Source organism: Photobacterium sp. ABD4_091 (assembly GCF_056160145.1).
The window spans coordinates 1,558,003-1,572,515 of the sequence record NZ_JBSWWQ010000002.1 but is presented as its reverse complement, the minus strand read 5'-3'; the positions used below and the strand labels follow the sequence as shown (position 1 = coordinate 1,572,515).

The following is a 14,513-nucleotide window of genomic DNA, read 5'->3' as shown; positions in this document are numbered from 1 at the left end:
TGCTGGCTTTTTTACATCTGTAGCTTGGCAAAGCAAGTGATAGGGTTCAGCCGAGCGCTCCGCCACATTCGAAAGCCTCGTCAAACGACGAGGCTTTTTTCATATGCGCTGTGTAACAAGCAGCGGGGTGTGAAACAGCCCCGCTTAACCATCGTAAACATTGATACAGCCCCAGCAGATGAAATAAACGCTGGCATATGGTTGCTTGAATAGTGTGTGATGTATTGCCATGCATGAAAGCTTGAGAGATAACCTTTGCAATAAAATGAAATGGAGGAGCGTCATTGGAGCAGGTGACCAGCACCGGTTTTATGGTGTTATGTGCGATAACAGGCATAGTGTTCTGTATTTTAGCCAGGCGGCCAACAACTTTTTACGACCTATTCGTATGCGCGGTAATGGGGACAGTGCATACGATACCGGGTTACAGTTTAGGCTTTCTCCTGACGATGTTAACCGGGATACCCTGGACCGTGATTGCAGCGACTGCGTTTGCCAGTTATGTGCTGACTAGGCGTTTTATTTCTCTATATTGAGCCGTGCAGGGTATGACACTACTTCATTGTTTAATGACTAAAGTCTCATTTTATCAATGGTATAGATGTTGGTAGACATGAGTTTAGTGTCGTAACTCCAATGCTGATTTTGAAGTGGTTTCTCTTCCCATTAAAGCTGTTAATTTACGGCTTTAATTATCAGGGAGCTGTTCATGCGCAGTTTGTCTAGAAGAACGGTGTTAAAAGGTGTGGGGCTTGCTGGCCTCGTGGGTGGTGCAGGGGCTTGGGCTCTGGCAAAAAAACAAACGCCAGAGCAAGTGCTGGACGCACATTTTCAAGATGCTCTGACGTTGCTACCCGCAGCGACGGTCAGTGCTGCGGTTATGAGAAATGGGGAGCTTGCCTGGGCAAAGGCTTATGGCTACCAGAGTTTGGATAGCAAGGTAGAAACCTCGCTCGCAACTGCTTGAGCAGCTTTGTTCTGCAACCAAAGTCGTCTAGCAAAATACTATGGCTCAATAGAACTGATGTTGTACCAAGAGATGACAAGCCGCGGATTCACGCGGCTTGTTTAGTATTGGCCTGAAACAATATCGGCCTGAAATATTTTCGCTTTGAAGCAGTTATAAGCTCTCGATCGCGCTTTGGATGGCAGGGCCTATCTGGCGCTTGCGGGAGGTGACGCCTTCTAGCGTAAGCATATCTGTTTCCGGCGCGGGCTCGAAGGCAGTTTTGATCACTTTCAAGTCACTGTCATCGACCCATAGCAGGTTGGCTTTTTTGTCTTTGGTATCGGTGATCGAGAAGAACAGGTGATCCAGTTTGTTGGCCTGCTTGTAGGCTGTCATTGCAGCCAGAAGCTCTTCTTTTCGGTCAATGAGTTGCTGGGCGGTCAGGGTCTCTGCCACACCAATACCGACTTTCTTGCCGCCGTATTCAAAGTTTTTGTAGTCCATGGTCAAAATGGTGTCGGCGGAAAGGTGGCTCAAATCCGATTTGGCAATCAGCATCTGCTGGCCGAAATCTTCGATATCGCTAATACCTGCAACTTTAGCCAGTTTCTCGGCATAGTGCTTGTCATAGTCGGTAGTGGTTGCGGACTGGAAAACCACGGTATCCGACAGGATAGCGCCCAAGCCAACACAGGCGAGGTGTTTTGGCAAAGTGACATCCAGCTTCTCGGCATTGTCTGCCAGGATGGTGGCTGAAGAGCCCCAGCTACGGATGTCCATGGCAACAATCTGCGGGGTATTGATTGGCGAACCACCAATGGCGTGGTGGTCGATAACCGCCACGATAGAGCCTTGGTCAATGGTCGGTGCTAGCTGAGTCGTCTGGTTGAAATCGACAAGGCCAACTTGGAACTGGCTGTAATCAGACTCGATGCGAGGTGACTCGGCGTTACAGAAATTTAGGACAAACTCAGATTCTGGGTTGATTTTCTCAGGTACCGTTGCTGTACCACCATAGATGTGGGCTGCTAGCATTGCTGACATGACGGTGTCGGTATCAGGGCTCAGGTGACCAGTCCAGACCAAGTTATCTGTGTTGTTGTTGGCAGGTTGCTGCAAGTCGAAGGCGTAGCTGGCCGAGGATACGGCAACAATGACAGCTGCAACCAGTGGTGATAATTTTACGGTGATTTCCCTATCTATTTCAATAAACTGGAAGCGAAATTTATCTATATTTGATTGCAGTTATATTTCATAACCCTTAAAGAATGATTAAAACTTCACTTCTACTTCCATACCTTCAATCCAGTATTTGGGGTCTAAACTGCCTTCGAATTTCAAGGTTACCTTTAAGTAAGCGGGTTGCCCCTCAAAAGGTTGGCGAAGCTCCTGGGGTAACTTATTGACGATTTCAACGGGCTTGCTGACAATGGCCCTCATGGTTTTTCCATCTGGGAACTTCACCCTGGCTTGGCTATCGATATCTGCATACTTTAAGTACTTGGGGTTGAGAAAGGCAATGACTTCAGGAATGTTGTTTTGTGCCACGGTAACAAGTGGAGTATCAAGGGTTATCCTTTCGCCTTCCAACACGTGAATGTCAATGACACGGCCATCAATTGGGCTGCGTATGGTGAGGTTATCTTGTTGGGCTCGCTTAACGACTAACTCTTGCATTAGAGCACGATAGGCTTGGCTTACTGGGCCTGCGAGAGCTATCTCATTTAAATGGCGCTTCGCCTCAATATAGGCCAGCTTTTGGTTGTAGAGTTGGTTGTTGAGCGAACTGCTGATATTAATTATTGCGGCATAATCAACTTCTGAGACATGGCCTTTAGCTCTAAAGGTGTCGTATTTCCTTTGTATTTGCCTGAACTGTTGCAGGTTCTGTTCTGACTGTGCAATAGCCGCTTGATAAAGCTTGTCTATATCCGGGCTTGGAGGGGTGAGTTTCAATAACTCTTGCTCGATAAATCGGGTTTCTTCATCAAGAGCGGGGTCGCTTAATAAAATGATAGCCTTCCCTTTAGTGACTTGACTCCCAACCGATGTTGGTATCGGCGCAACAAGGCTATTTTCAGCAGAAATGATGGTGACGGGGTAGGAAGTGATAATGGCTGGCGCGATGACAAGAAATTCTGTGCGGTAGAGATAGTAAGCCATTGCCAGCAAGGGGCTGACAACCAAGGCCAGTATCAAGTACCAGCGGACTCGGTATCCACCGCGCTTGGCTGGGCCGTACATGACTCTCATACCATCTTCGGAATGAGGGTTATGCTGCTTGTTGAGGTGAAATTTCACTTTCATGGCCTAGAATTTCTTACCTCTTTTCAACACCCACCACGGTGCCATGCTCGATTCTTCATGGCTGCGACGAAGCAATTCGTTGATCATTGCAAATGCTGTAACCAAACGCATGAAGTACTGGTAAAAGGGATAAAGTGGCAGCCAAACAACAGCCCTCCAATCCTCTTTTCTTTCGGAAACGAGGAAATAGTAGACGGCAAATAACAGTAAAGAGAAAAATAGGTAGGCGCAGTAGAGCATCATCGTCAAAGCGGCCACGATGCTAAACGGGTATTTGATGACAATAAACGCCGTGTAACCAGCTACAACTATTGGCAATAGGATGTTTTGTACCACACCGTAGATCAGCGTAAAGATAAAGTTTCCCCAGCCGAGTAATGCGGGGGTTAAACTTTGTCGGTGTTTGCGGAAAAACAAAAACAGCAAGTCGCCATCCCAACGGAGCCGCTGCATCACCAGTCCTTTAAGAGTATCGGGTACATCGGTATGTCCTACGGCATGCGGCGCAAAGTCAAGTTGGTAGTCGCGGTAGCGCATTTTATACTGCTTTAGCCGAATGGTGATATCGAGATCTTCTGCGGTATGGGTATCCCATCCCCCTGCTTGCTTGACGATGCCGGTTTTGAACGCCCCAAACGCGCCGGAAATATTATTGAGCACGCCCCAGTTGGCCATGCCCGTTTTTCCTGCCTGCATGGATAGCATATATTCGATGGATTGCATTTTGGTGAGAATGTTGGCGCGATGGTTTCGAACCCGCAATGCACCGCCACATGCTATGGTGTTCGGGTTATTAAAGTGCTTCGCCATTTCTAGCGCCATGTCGTTGTCGAAGGATGAGTCACCATCGAGGCTGAATACTACTTCCCCCTTAGCAATTGCTAGCCCGGCGTTGCAACTGGACACCCGACCACCCCGCTGCCATTTTGGTACAACGATAATCTCCCTTTGCTTTATTGCCTGGTACTTGTGCTTGCTGCGAAGTGCCGCAAGGTAAGTCTCTTTATTTTGGCTTGCGCCATCGATAATCACCAAGATCTCGATTTGCCCGGGATAGAGTTGCTCCACGAGGGTATCAATGGTGATAGCTATGTCATCTCCCTCGCTGTAGCAGGTCACGATAAAACTGAGGCTAGGATAGTGCTTTAAGGGCGGGCTTTGGGTTGGATATGACCAACGAAAGATCCCGGTGAGAACGAGCAGGTATAGTGGTAGCTCGAACAGCAGTAACATAGGGAACAATAGCAACCAGAGCTCATGGTTGTGGATGACCATCAGGTAGAGGTACCCCAGAACGGCGAAACTATCTTGCAGCATAAATATCACTTATTGCATTGGCCAGCCAGGCTGCAGCTCCTTCGCTAACCGCTGGGTCGGGAACCTTCAGGGCAGAGACATGCATGACGAACTCTTCCTCCTCAATCAGGTCGCTGAGTTGCTTGATTTTCTGTTGTAATACCGACAGGTTGGCCATCGGGGTCTTGGGCATCAATACCAGCAGAACATCTTGTTTGTATTGGCAGCAGATGTCGGTATCACGAAACAGGCCATTTAGGCGGAAGGTAATTTGATCGAGCAGTGCGAACATTTTGTTGTCGCCATAGCGGCTACTGTATTCCTCTAGTCCCGGCAGGTGCATCGCTAATAATAGGTGTTCTTCGCCGTGCCGTAGCGCGACTTTATTGAGCCAGGTGAGGATGTTTTCAAAATACCCTGCATCGACTTTTCCCTTAATCGATAATTCCGGCGCCTGTAATAACTTTCCGTGCTGGTAGACGTATTCACCCAGTTGCCCTAGCTTATATCGGTAAATTTTCTGGATCACGAGCTCCGCTGTCTCTGATTGCTTTTCACAGTTTAAGCAGTGGCTGATTGTGTCGGGCTCGACAAACCGGTGGGAGCAAGAATTACAGCGGTGAGTTTCTAACGGGCGGTCATAGTCTACACCGATGTGACGGAGCTGGGTCAGGCAGTTGGGGCACTCTAGCTTGCCGCGGCGCAGGAATAGCTGTTGGTCGCCCACGTGACCGCAAGTAAAGCAGTGCAAAGAGGATTGCACATCAATATCTATGCTTTTGCAGTTAGGGCAGACTTCCACATAGTTAAGGTGACCGCTATTGCAGTGTTTGCAGACTCTTATACGGTCGAGCAGCGCTTCGGGCTCCAACATGTCCCTCTTGCTTTCAGTGAAAACAAAGCGATAGGTCGAGTAGAGCTCCGGATAGAAAGCATCAACAATCGGGTATTGGTAAACGCCTAAAAAATCAATCTTTTTGAATGGGATGACCCGCCGCGACCTGAGGATACCCAGCCAGCCTGTTAGCGGTTCTATTTGATCGGTATTGGAGAGTTTCTGAATACGTTGGGTGATATCAAGCCAATTATTATAGGCAGTTTGCTCATCGAAAACCCCGTCGCAGAGACAATCAGAGTAGTGATCAGAATGAATGACGTACACGGCCCATGACCAGAGTTTTGGTTGGCTGAGCACAGAGCGCAATGCTTGATACTGTTGCATTGGATCGTCAATATTGATACATAAAATGCCCCCCCATATATCGGGTAACTCCTCTGCACCGCTAACTAGGCATATATTTTCAAAATATTCGGGTTCTGGGGAGCCAGTTCCCAGCCAGTATAGGCAGCTATGGGATAGAGACATGTTAGCTGCCCCCTTTTCTAAGTTGTTGCAAGACAGTGTCTTTTTCCCCATCAGCCACGACATGGCCCTTATCTAGCACGATCAAGCGGTCTACACACTCGAGCATGCTGGTTTTGTGGGTAAAGAGGATCAGCGTGTGCTGCTTGTCGAATGATTTAAGCGTGCGCTTGATGTGCTGTTCCAACTGGCTGTCCATTTGGCTGGTGGGTTCATCAAACACCAGTACCTTAGGCTGGTTGAGTATAGCCCGGGCGATGGTGACAGCTTGCCTCTGCCCGCCAGAGAGGTATTGGCCTCCCTCGCCGACTTGGCGGTTTAAGCCTGATGGCTCGTGCTGGGTAAACAGGTGGACGCCTGCGTGTTGGCAGGCTTTTTCGATGTCCTTGTCACTGGCTTGTGGCGAACCGAGGGTAATGTTGTCACGGATTGAGCCGAAAAATAGTGCGTTGTCCTGCGGGACACAGCCTACCTGCTGGCGCAGCGAATGGGGGTGAAATTGGTTGATGTCGGTGTTGTCAAAGCGGATTGCCCCTGAGCTTGGCTGGTACAGCCCCATTAACAACCGCTGCAGGGTGGTTTTGCCCGAGCCAATTTTACCAATGACTGCGACTTTCTCGCCTGGCTTGATCGTCAAAGAAACAGATTGCAAAGCGGGTGTTTCGGCATGCGGGTAGGTGAAGGTTAGATTGTCGCATTGAATATCACCACTTAGTGGCTTGGCGTGCTCGGTCGTTTGCTGCGGCCGGGTTTCATCAGGCATCGCCATGATATCGCTCAGGATGGCAATGGCAGACTTAGCCTGGTGGTACCGGGTCGATAGCTGCGACAGCTGGACCATTGGCCCGATAGCCCGGCTGGTGAGCATGGATACGGCGATCAAGCCACCGACGCTCAATGCGCCTGCGGCAATAAGGTATACCCCATAGATAATCACCCCCACAGAGACGCATTGTTGGGTAAGGCTTGCCAGGTTATGGACTGAATCCGTCAGCCGGCGCGACTTGATGCCCCAGTTAGCCATGTGGGCGACGGCCTGCTCCCAGCGGTGTTGGTATTGGGGTTGGCTATTGAATAGCTTGACCGTTTCCAACCCTGCCACACTCTCGACCAAGTTTGCATGCTTTTGCGCCGCAAGTTGCGAGCCTTCTTCAATGGCTTTTTGCAAAGGGCGCTGTATCAGCATGCTGTATATCGCAAGGACAATAATGGCAGCAATGGGAATGACAACTAGCGGCCCTGCAATGGAATAGATAACCAGTAAAAAAAGCAGGGCAAAGGGTAAATCTATCAAAGCAGTGATGGTGGCAGAGGTAAAGAACTCCCTGACCGATTCGAACTCCTGCAAATGGCGGGTGAAGGCACCGACTGAAGGAGGGCGGGCAGCCAGCTTCAGCCCCATAACCTTGCGGTAGATTGCCGCTGATAGCAGGATATCCGACTTTTTACTGGCTATATCGATGAAGTAACTGCGCAGGTATTTGAGCAGGAAGTCAAAGCCGAAGATGACCACGATGCCGCTGGTCAGTACCCAAAGGGTATCGAATGCTTGGTTGGGCACCACCTTGTCGTAGATCAGCCGGGTGAAAAGCGGAATGGCCAAGGCAAAAACATTGAGCAAAGCAGAGGCGATGAGTACATCGCGGTACAGGGGCTTGGATTGCCATAGTGTTTGCCAGAACCAGGCTTGGCTGGGGTGGGGGGAGCCTTTGGGGGAGGCTGCACCGGGTATTGGCTTTACTTGGGCAGTGCTTGTGTTAGCAGCGTCAACGGCTGATTCAGCCCGGGCATCAAACTGAAACGGCATTTTCAATAAAAAGACTCGGTTGAGAAATTGCTGCTCCAGCTCATCGAAACTCATCCAGCTTTTTTCTGGGGCATCGCTTTTTCCTAGGTCATTGCTTTGCTGGCAGGGAAGGGCGACTTCAGCCCGCTGCTTTTCCTGATCGATATCGAGCAGGACACAGGCCCGGTTGCTATCGAGCAGGGCAATCACTGGCAGCAATAGTGGGGAAAGCTGGGGCAGGCTGAGGCTTGCTTCTTCGGCCTGGAAACCGGCATTGTGAGCCGCCCGGGGCAGTAAATGTGGCGAGAGCAGGCCATCTTGCAAGGGAAGGCCCTCCAGCAGGCAGTTGACTGACCGTGGCTGGCCGTAATGGTGGCAAAGGTAATGCAAGGCGTTAAGAAGTGGGTCTGCCATGGTTTGCCTCCTTCTGAACGGTGATGTAGTGGCCTTGGAAGCCAGCAATGCCTAGGCGTTTCAACGCTTGGTATTGAGGCTGGTGCTCCACCCGTGTGGCTATCGTTTTGATATTGCGGTGATGGGCTGTCTGGATAAGGGCTCGAAGCGCATCTTGCTGGGCATCATCGGTTGGATGCCGGGTGAAATCGGTATCGACTTTTACATACAGGGGGTTGAACTGGCGCAAATAGCCAACAGAATCAAAGTGATGGCCGAAATGGTCGATACCATAGGTAAAGCGGTGCTTGTCGAGCACGAGGCAGAACAAACGGGTTTGGGCTCCGTCTTCAAGAAACGCGATTTCTGGCAGTTCGAATATCAGCTGCTGGCTGATGACAGGGTGCTCGGCAAGAAAGCTGTCTAACCACTGGATAAAACCCGTATCGGCAATGGATGTCGGGGCGATGTTAATGGCCAGAAACGTCTGGTGCAGTGACAGGTAATGGACAGCTTTCTTGATCATATGGCGATCCAGCGCCACGGTCTGCTTCAGGGCATTGAGGGCCGGAAGAAAGAGGTGGGCAGAATAACACTGCTCATGGTGTTTGAGCACCGCAAAGACTTCTTGGTGAAGCGGGTGGTGCTGGCTGTCTCTGGCGGTCTGGAGCGACAGGGTAATCTTGTCGTTTTCAATTGCGGTTTGGCACAGCTCAAACCATTGCTGTTTGCCCCACAGCAAGTGTTCGGGTTGGTGCATCCCTTGCTGTAAATTCTGCTGTGAATAGTGGTGTGAAGTGTGCTGCGTTCCTTCGGCTGGCGAACCCTGCTCTTGCTGCAAGCCGTTCTGATGGTGAACGGCGGCGAACCGCTGGGGGTTATGCAGGGCTTTGGACAGGACATTGTCACATTGCGCCAATAATTCAGACAGGCTCAATGAGCTTTGGGTATGTTTGGTGATTATGCCGGCCAAAATAGGCTGGAGGCTCTCAGGCGAGTTGCTGGCCTGAATATGACTGAGCTGATCCATGAGGTTCAGTATGGCGTCGCGATCTTGTTCTGAATTATTTGCATTGTCGTGTTCGGGGTGAATGATGACAAATTCACTGTGGCTCAACCGGCCGAGCTTTTGCTGTGCAGCAGCGGTGCTGCTGAGGTGCTGACCGACTTTTTCTGCCAGCAGGGCGGCTTTCTTGAAGTCTTTCTTCCCTCTTAACCGGCTGATGGCTTCTAATTTGATGATCACCAAAGCGCCTGGCGTACCTTGCTCCAGCCAATCTTCCATCTGAAGAAGCAGCCGCTTGCGGTTATTGAGGCCAGACTCCGGATCCTGGTAGGCACGCTTGCGCAGCAGGTCGGCCTCTTGGGCCTGCTGGTTGAAGTGCTGTTCGATTTTAGCTGACATCTGGTTGAACGCGTGGGTGAGCGGGATAAACTCTTTTGTTGGCGGCGTTGGCAGTGGGTGGCCAAAGTGTTTTTCGGCAATAGCATGGGCTTTTTGTTGGAATTGGCTAAGTGGCTTTTTAACGAAATGATCCAGTAGGAGTTTCAAGGCCAGTACGCCAATCACAAAGCCGATAATGAAGGTGGTTAACAGCTGCCAGCTACTTTGCCAAAGCTTGCTGTAGGCGAGTGTTGGATAACTGGTTACCGTTATCTTGCCATACTGGAGCCAGCCACTGGTCAAAGTGTTTTGCCGGGTAACCGTGGGGATCGAGACCCATTGCTGAAACCAATGCGGGACATCGCTGGGCTGGGCGGGATAAGCGCGCTCAATAACGGTATTGTCTTCTAGTAATTCCAGCGTGACTTTCTGGTACAGGCTGCCATCGAACATAGCATTGATCACCGACTCGATGGCGACAATATCGTCTTGTTCCAGGTAAGGGGAGATCGCCAGGCCAACAGCATGGATAGCGTTGTTTATTTCGATGCTCTGCTGTTCAACCAAATAGCTTCGGGTCGTCGTGAATTGGCTGAAGGCAATGCCTGTCAGCAACAATAGGAACAGCAGGCTCAACCCCAAAAACAACTGGCGATAGAGTGACATATTCTGCTTAGCCTCCTATTCCCTGTCCAGCCACAGGATGGGCTTGGCAAACTGTTGGTGCAAAACTCGTTGTTGCAGCGATTGCCAATGTTTGATCCGGCTGGCATCACCGACGAGCTGGCCTTGCCCGCGCTGTTTCATGAGCCATAGCTTGCTACCGTTGAAGCTGTAGATAGGTTGCAAATCAGGGCGTTGGCTAGCCTGCAGGATGTCTGGTGTCAGGTTGTCCAGCAGCAAAGGTACCGAGCTAGGCGTTGGGTAGTAGGCCAATACCATATGGAATTGATTTAGGGTTAGCGCTTTGACATAGATGAGCCGCAGTTTTTCATCTTCTACGCCTAACTCCCTGAGTGAAAGGTATTTGGCGATGCTGAATTCCTCGCAGTCTCCCGCCCCGGCCCCTAAAAACTCCAGCGGGGTGGCCCAATAATCGTTTTTGCCCCAAATGTCGATATCATCGAGAAACTTGAGCTGGTTAAAGAAATCATTGACTTGTTTGAGCTGGTCAAGCTCATCATGCAGCTTTGTTTCCTTGAGTAGTTTCCGCCAGGCTGTCACCCGCATGGCCGCTTTTTTGCTGTAGGCCTGTTCGATACGCTTGGCAATTTGTATCTCCTCGGCGCTCAGCTGGACTGCTTCCTCAGAAGGCTTCTTGGCTGCAACATGGGCCGGCTGTAACCAGCTACCGCTGAGTAGCAGCGAGATCAATAGCATTCTAACCTCCGTCCTCTTCATTGGCATTTAGTCGGCGCGTAGCGAGAAAATAGTCCACTCTTCCAGCACATTCCCCCGTTCTCCTCGTACCCGGGCTGTGACTCGCCTGCTGAGGGTGTTGGATTGCTCCCGCGAACTGGCCGCTACCGGTTCGCTGTCACCAAAGCCGAGCGTTTTTATCCGGCTGGGGCTGACCCCGTAATCAATCAGTTGCTGGCGAACGACGGTGGCCCTGCGCTTTGACAGCCCAAGGTTATACTCAGAGGCACCCACCGGGCTGGCATAGCCTTTTAATTCGATCCGGGCTTCTGGGTAGGAGGCGAGGAAATCCGCCATTCGCTTGATTTGGGCTTGGAAATTATCAGGGATGACCGTTGAGTCATTGGCAAACAAGATGTGGAGGTCATTGGACTCGGAGCGTTCGACAAATGTCGGGCAGCCATCGTTGTCGACGATGGCGGAGTGCGGTGTTCCCGGGCACTTGTCCCGTGCGTTGATCACCCCGTCGCCATCGTCATCCATCAGATCCCGTGATTGCTCGGCCACGGGCGGTGCTTCGGCTTCGGTCGAGCATCCGGCCAATAAGCTCAATGCGTACAGGTAGACAAATGGAACCCACAACCACTGATAAATACTAAGTCTTCTCATGGCTCCCCCTAGCGTACTGATTGTGACCATTGGTTCGGGACATCAATCCGCATTTCCTCTAGCAACTGCCCGGTGGCGTTCAGGACACGGTACTTGGCAAGAATGCCGGCATAGTGAGCATCGAGATACGCTTTCCTCGCCTCAAATAGTTCGTTTTCCGTGTTGAGTACATCGAGCAAGGTGCGCTTGCCGATTTTAAATTGCTTTTCGTAGGCGATAACGGTTCGGGCGGAGGCATCGACATGTTTTTGCAGGTATTGGGTTTGGCTGAGCGCCAGCTCCATGCCGCTCCATGCCAGGCGGGTGCTTTCCTCCAGCAAACGGAATGCACGGTCTCGCACATCTTTAGATTGACTGTATTGGTAAGCGGCGCGGCGGCTTTCGGCGAGATCAGAACCACCGTTGTAGAGGTTGTACTCCATTTTCAGCATCGCCTTGAATTCATCGGTATGGCCGGGAGTGCCGTCCAAGTCCTCGCCCCATTCTTGAGAGGCTTCGATGGAGAAAGTTGGGTAGAAGTTGCCTTTGGCTTGCTTGTATTGGTAATTGGCAGCATCGATATCGTTTTTGGCGACAAACAATACCGGGTTGATGTCTTTGGCCTCATTGAGGGCGCTGTCGAGGGACGCTGGGATGTAATTCTGGTCAACTTCCGGCTTCTCGAGGTTGACGGGATTGCTGCCAACTTCACGGTAGAATTCGGTGGTTTTATCCTGAAGGTTGTTTTCGGCGGCAATGAGGTTTGAGCGCGAGCGGGCGAGCCGCCCCTCTATCTGGGCTAAATCAGCCGTAGAGCCGATACCGGAGTCCGTCCGTTTCTTGATATCGGTGAATATCCTCTGGTGCACGGCATAATTGGTTTGCGACAGGGCCAATACTTCCTGGGCTTCAAGGGTATCAAGGTATATTTCTGTTACCCGCAGGGCTTTGTCTTGTGCATCCGCCAATAGCTGGTAGCGCTGCGCTTCGGCTTCGGCCTTGTTGCGCTGGATATCATGGTAGGTGATGGAGCCATCCCAGATCAGCTGGCGCAAACTGATGGTAGCGTCGAGAGGTTCATAATCCCCAGTACTGTTGGTGGTGTTGTCGTAGTCTTCATAACCGGCACTGGCCTCGAGGTCGACAGAAGGCAGGTAGTCACCGACTGAGGAGCGGGTGGACTGGTTACGGCTCATGAACTCATTGTACGCCCTTTTGATTTCAGGGTTAGTCGCGAGAGTATCAGCCACCGCCTGTTCCAGTGATTGCCCCACCGTTTGCGGAATGTTTAACAATGATGCAATCAATCCCAGCTTGATACTGAGCTTGGTCGACACAGGCCGTGTTTTTATTCGCATCTTTTTCATTGAGCAATAGCCCCTAAATGATTGATAAGTAACCCCTAAATATTGGTAAGCAGCCTCCTTTAATCACTCCCTGAGTGCTGTGTTCTGGGCTTTTAACACTGGGTTGAGCAAGTACTGCAAGACGGTTTTTTCGCCGGTGATGATATCGGCTACCGCGTTCATGCCCGGAATAATTGGCAGCTGGTTTCCCGCCGGATCGGTAAAAGCGGTTTCATCAGTCCGGATCCGGATCTGGTAATAGCTGTGACCTTCTTCATTGAGCAAGGTATCGGCGCTGATGTGTTCCAGCGTTCCCTTAAGTCCCCCGTATTGGGTGAAATCATAGGCGGTGAATTTGACCATTGCGGTTAACCCGGGTCTCAGGAAGCCGATGTCCTTAGGTGAGATCTGCGCCTCGACCAACAAGCTGTCTTCTGTGGGGATCACCTCGATCAGATCCATCCCGGGCTGGATAACACCGCCGAGGGTATTGATATGGATTTTTTGCACCGTGCCATTGACGGGGGAGGTGACCAGGGTGCGAACGACCTTGTCCTGTAACCCAAGGTGTGATTGGCTCAAGGCATCGAGCTTGTCGGAAGTTTGGTTCAGCTCTGATTGGGTATCAGAGCGGAAGTTGAGCGCTATATCGAGCCGTTTGAAAATGGCTTCATTCAGGGCGGCTTTCATCGCCGGGATCTGCAGCTCGGTCGAGGTCATATCCCGCCGGGTTTCATTTACCTGCCGTTGCAGTTTCAATAGCTCAACTTTTGGTACGACCCCTTCATCGGCCAGTGGCTTGGTGATGCGGTATTCTTCACTGGCAAGATAATAGCTCTGTTTCTGGTTTTTCAACCGGGCTCTTGCTTCCTCCAGCTCCCGCAGTTTTTGCTGGATTTGCTGAGCCATCAATGTGAGCTGGTTGTCCAGGCTGGCGAGCTGGTCACGATATTCATTCTGCTGCCTTTTTACCAAGTCGGCATTTTGCTGGTGGAAATGTGCTGGAAACGTCAGGTTAGCAGGGGAAATAGTGACAGACTGCCGCCAAAGCTTGCTGGGTGACTTGTCAGGAGGTGATGTTTTGATACTGCTAAGCAGAGCGGTGAGGCGGATACTGTCGGCTTTGATACCGAGCAAGTCTTGGTTCTTTTCTTCGTAGTCGGCCTTGAAGCGGGTGTCATCCAGTTGGATGAGAGGCTGCCCGACAGTAACCTGTTCACCTTCACGTACCAAGATGGCCTTGATAATCCCGCCTTCAAGGTTTTGAATGATCTGACGCTGCGAGGAGGGGATCACCTTCCCTTCGCCACGTGTGACCTGCTCGATGGGGGCAAAAGCGGCCCAGATGATCGCAGCGATAAAAAACAGCCCGACACACCAAAGCAGCAGGCGTGATTTGCCCGATGCCTCAAGCAGTAAGGCATAGTGAGTATCTCGAACATAGTCGAGATGCTGTGGTTTGATATCACTATTTTTCTTCGTCATGCCTTCGTACTTAACCTCGTACTGAAAGACACGTTAGCCAACCCATATCCATATAGTGGTAACGGAAACAATTATTTACCTGCACTTTTTGATTTTTTCTGACTTTTTGTAAGCGCAGACACTTGCTCAAGATAATAGAGCACGGCGAGGAGCCTTGGCGTAGCGAGTTTGGGAATTCTAAAAGCTGAGATCTGTTT

Annotated in this window: 11 protein-coding genes; 1 reads left to right on the top strand and 10 read right to left on the bottom strand. The window is 50.8% G+C overall.

Annotated features, from left to right (window positions below):
• Positions 1-709 precede the first annotated feature (709 nt).
• A complete protein-coding gene (locus ACXAGQ_RS21465) occupies positions 710-967 on the top strand; it encodes a twin-arginine translocation signal domain-containing protein (protein WP_475256585.1) in 258 nt (85 codons plus the stop codon).
• A gap of 153 nt (positions 968-1,120) precedes the next feature.
• On the opposite strand, the gene ACXAGQ_RS21460 is transcribed toward ACXAGQ_RS21465, so the two are convergent.
• The 10 genes from ACXAGQ_RS21460 to ACXAGQ_RS21415 form a co-directional block, all read right to left on the bottom strand.
• On the bottom strand, positions 1,121-2,140 hold the full coding sequence (locus ACXAGQ_RS21460; protein ID WP_475256661.1) for a manganese-dependent inorganic pyrophosphatase: 1,020 nt from the start codon (positions 2,138-2,140) through the stop codon (positions 1,121-1,123).
• Positions 2,141-2,221: 81 nt separating this feature from the next.
• Positions 2,222-3,256 carry an HlyD family secretion protein gene (locus tag ACXAGQ_RS21455; RefSeq protein ID WP_475256583.1) on the bottom strand — a complete coding sequence of 345 codons (1,035 nt, stop codon included), beginning with the start codon at positions 3,254-3,256 and terminating at the stop codon, positions 2,222-2,224.
• A 3-nt stretch (positions 3,257-3,259) separates the two neighbouring features.
• Positions 3,260-4,573, bottom strand: a complete 1,314-nt coding sequence (locus ACXAGQ_RS21450; protein ID WP_475256582.1) for a glycosyltransferase family 2 protein — start codon at positions 4,571-4,573, stop codon at positions 3,260-3,262.
• Entirely contained in the window at positions 4,560-5,918 is a 1,359-nt protein-coding gene (locus tag ACXAGQ_RS21445; protein WP_475256581.1) for a TackOD1 domain-containing metal-binding protein, read from the bottom strand. Before ACXAGQ_RS21445 ends, ACXAGQ_RS21450 begins: the two co-directional genes overlap by 14 nt.
• A 1-nt stretch (position 5,919) precedes the next feature.
• A complete protein-coding gene (locus tag ACXAGQ_RS21440) occupies positions 5,920-8,115 on the bottom strand; it encodes a type I secretion system permease/ATPase (RefSeq protein WP_475256579.1) in 2,196 nt (731 codons plus the stop codon).
• Positions 8,096-10,144, bottom strand: coding sequence for a bifunctional diguanylate cyclase/phosphodiesterase (locus tag ACXAGQ_RS21435; RefSeq protein ID WP_475256578.1), 2,049 nt, complete (start codon positions 10,142-10,144; stop codon positions 8,096-8,098). Before ACXAGQ_RS21435 ends, ACXAGQ_RS21440 begins: the two co-directional genes overlap by 20 nt.
• Before the next feature lie 15 nt (positions 10,145-10,159).
• Positions 10,160-10,858 (bottom strand): transglutaminase-like cysteine peptidase, encoded by a 699-nt coding sequence (locus ACXAGQ_RS21430; protein WP_475256577.1) that lies wholly within the window; start codon positions 10,856-10,858, stop codon positions 10,160-10,162.
• Between the two features lie 27 nt (positions 10,859-10,885).
• On the bottom strand, positions 10,886-11,506 hold the full coding sequence (locus ACXAGQ_RS21425) for an OmpA family protein (protein WP_475256576.1): 621 nt from the start codon (positions 11,504-11,506) through the stop codon (positions 10,886-10,888).
• A gap of 8 nt (positions 11,507-11,514) precedes the next feature.
• Positions 11,515-12,843 carry a TolC family outer membrane protein gene (locus ACXAGQ_RS21420; RefSeq protein ID WP_475256660.1) on the bottom strand — a complete coding sequence of 443 codons (1,329 nt, stop codon included), beginning with the start codon at positions 12,841-12,843 and terminating at the stop codon, positions 11,515-11,517.
• 72 nt (positions 12,844-12,915) lie between these two features.
• Positions 12,916-14,316 (bottom strand): HlyD family type I secretion periplasmic adaptor subunit, encoded by a 1,401-nt coding sequence (locus tag ACXAGQ_RS21415; protein ID WP_475256575.1) that lies wholly within the window; start codon positions 14,314-14,316, stop codon positions 12,916-12,918.
• Positions 14,317-14,513 lie beyond the last annotated feature (197 nt).

What these genes read in the sequence shown, in the direction of transcription:
- ACXAGQ_RS21430 (WP_475256577.1), bottom strand. Translation starts at nt 10,858, where the DNA reads ATGCTATTGATCTCGCTGCTACTCAGCGGTAGCTGGTTACAGCCGGCC.
- ACXAGQ_RS21415 (WP_475256575.1), bottom strand. Translation starts at nt 14,316, where the DNA reads ATGACGAAGAAAAATAGTGATATCAAACCACAGCATCTCGACTATGTT.
- ACXAGQ_RS21450 (WP_475256582.1), bottom strand. Translation starts at nt 4,573, where the DNA reads ATGCTGCAAGATAGTTTCGCCGTTCTGGGGTACCTCTACCTGATGGTC.
- ACXAGQ_RS21440 (WP_475256579.1), bottom strand. Translation starts at nt 8,115, where the DNA reads ATGGCAGACCCACTTCTTAACGCCTTGCATTACCTTTGCCACCATTAC.
- ACXAGQ_RS21420 (WP_475256660.1), bottom strand. Translation starts at nt 12,843, where the DNA reads ATGCGAATAAAAACACGGCCTGTGTCGACCAAGCTCAGTATCAAGCTG.
- ACXAGQ_RS21455 (WP_475256583.1), bottom strand. Translation starts at nt 3,256, where the DNA reads ATGAAAGTGAAATTTCACCTCAACAAGCAGCATAACCCTCATTCCGAA.
- ACXAGQ_RS21445 (WP_475256581.1), bottom strand. Translation starts at nt 5,918, where the DNA reads ATGTCTCTATCCCATAGCTGCCTATACTGGCTGGGAACTGGCTCCCCA.
- ACXAGQ_RS21435 (WP_475256578.1), bottom strand. Translation starts at nt 10,144, where the DNA reads ATGTCACTCTATCGCCAGTTGTTTTTGGGGTTGAGCCTGCTGTTCCTA.
- ACXAGQ_RS21465 (WP_475256585.1), top strand. Translation starts at nt 710, where the DNA reads ATGCGCAGTTTGTCTAGAAGAACGGTGTTAAAAGGTGTGGGGCTTGCT.
- ACXAGQ_RS21425 (WP_475256576.1), bottom strand. Translation starts at nt 11,506, where the DNA reads ATGAGAAGACTTAGTATTTATCAGTGGTTGTGGGTTCCATTTGTCTAC.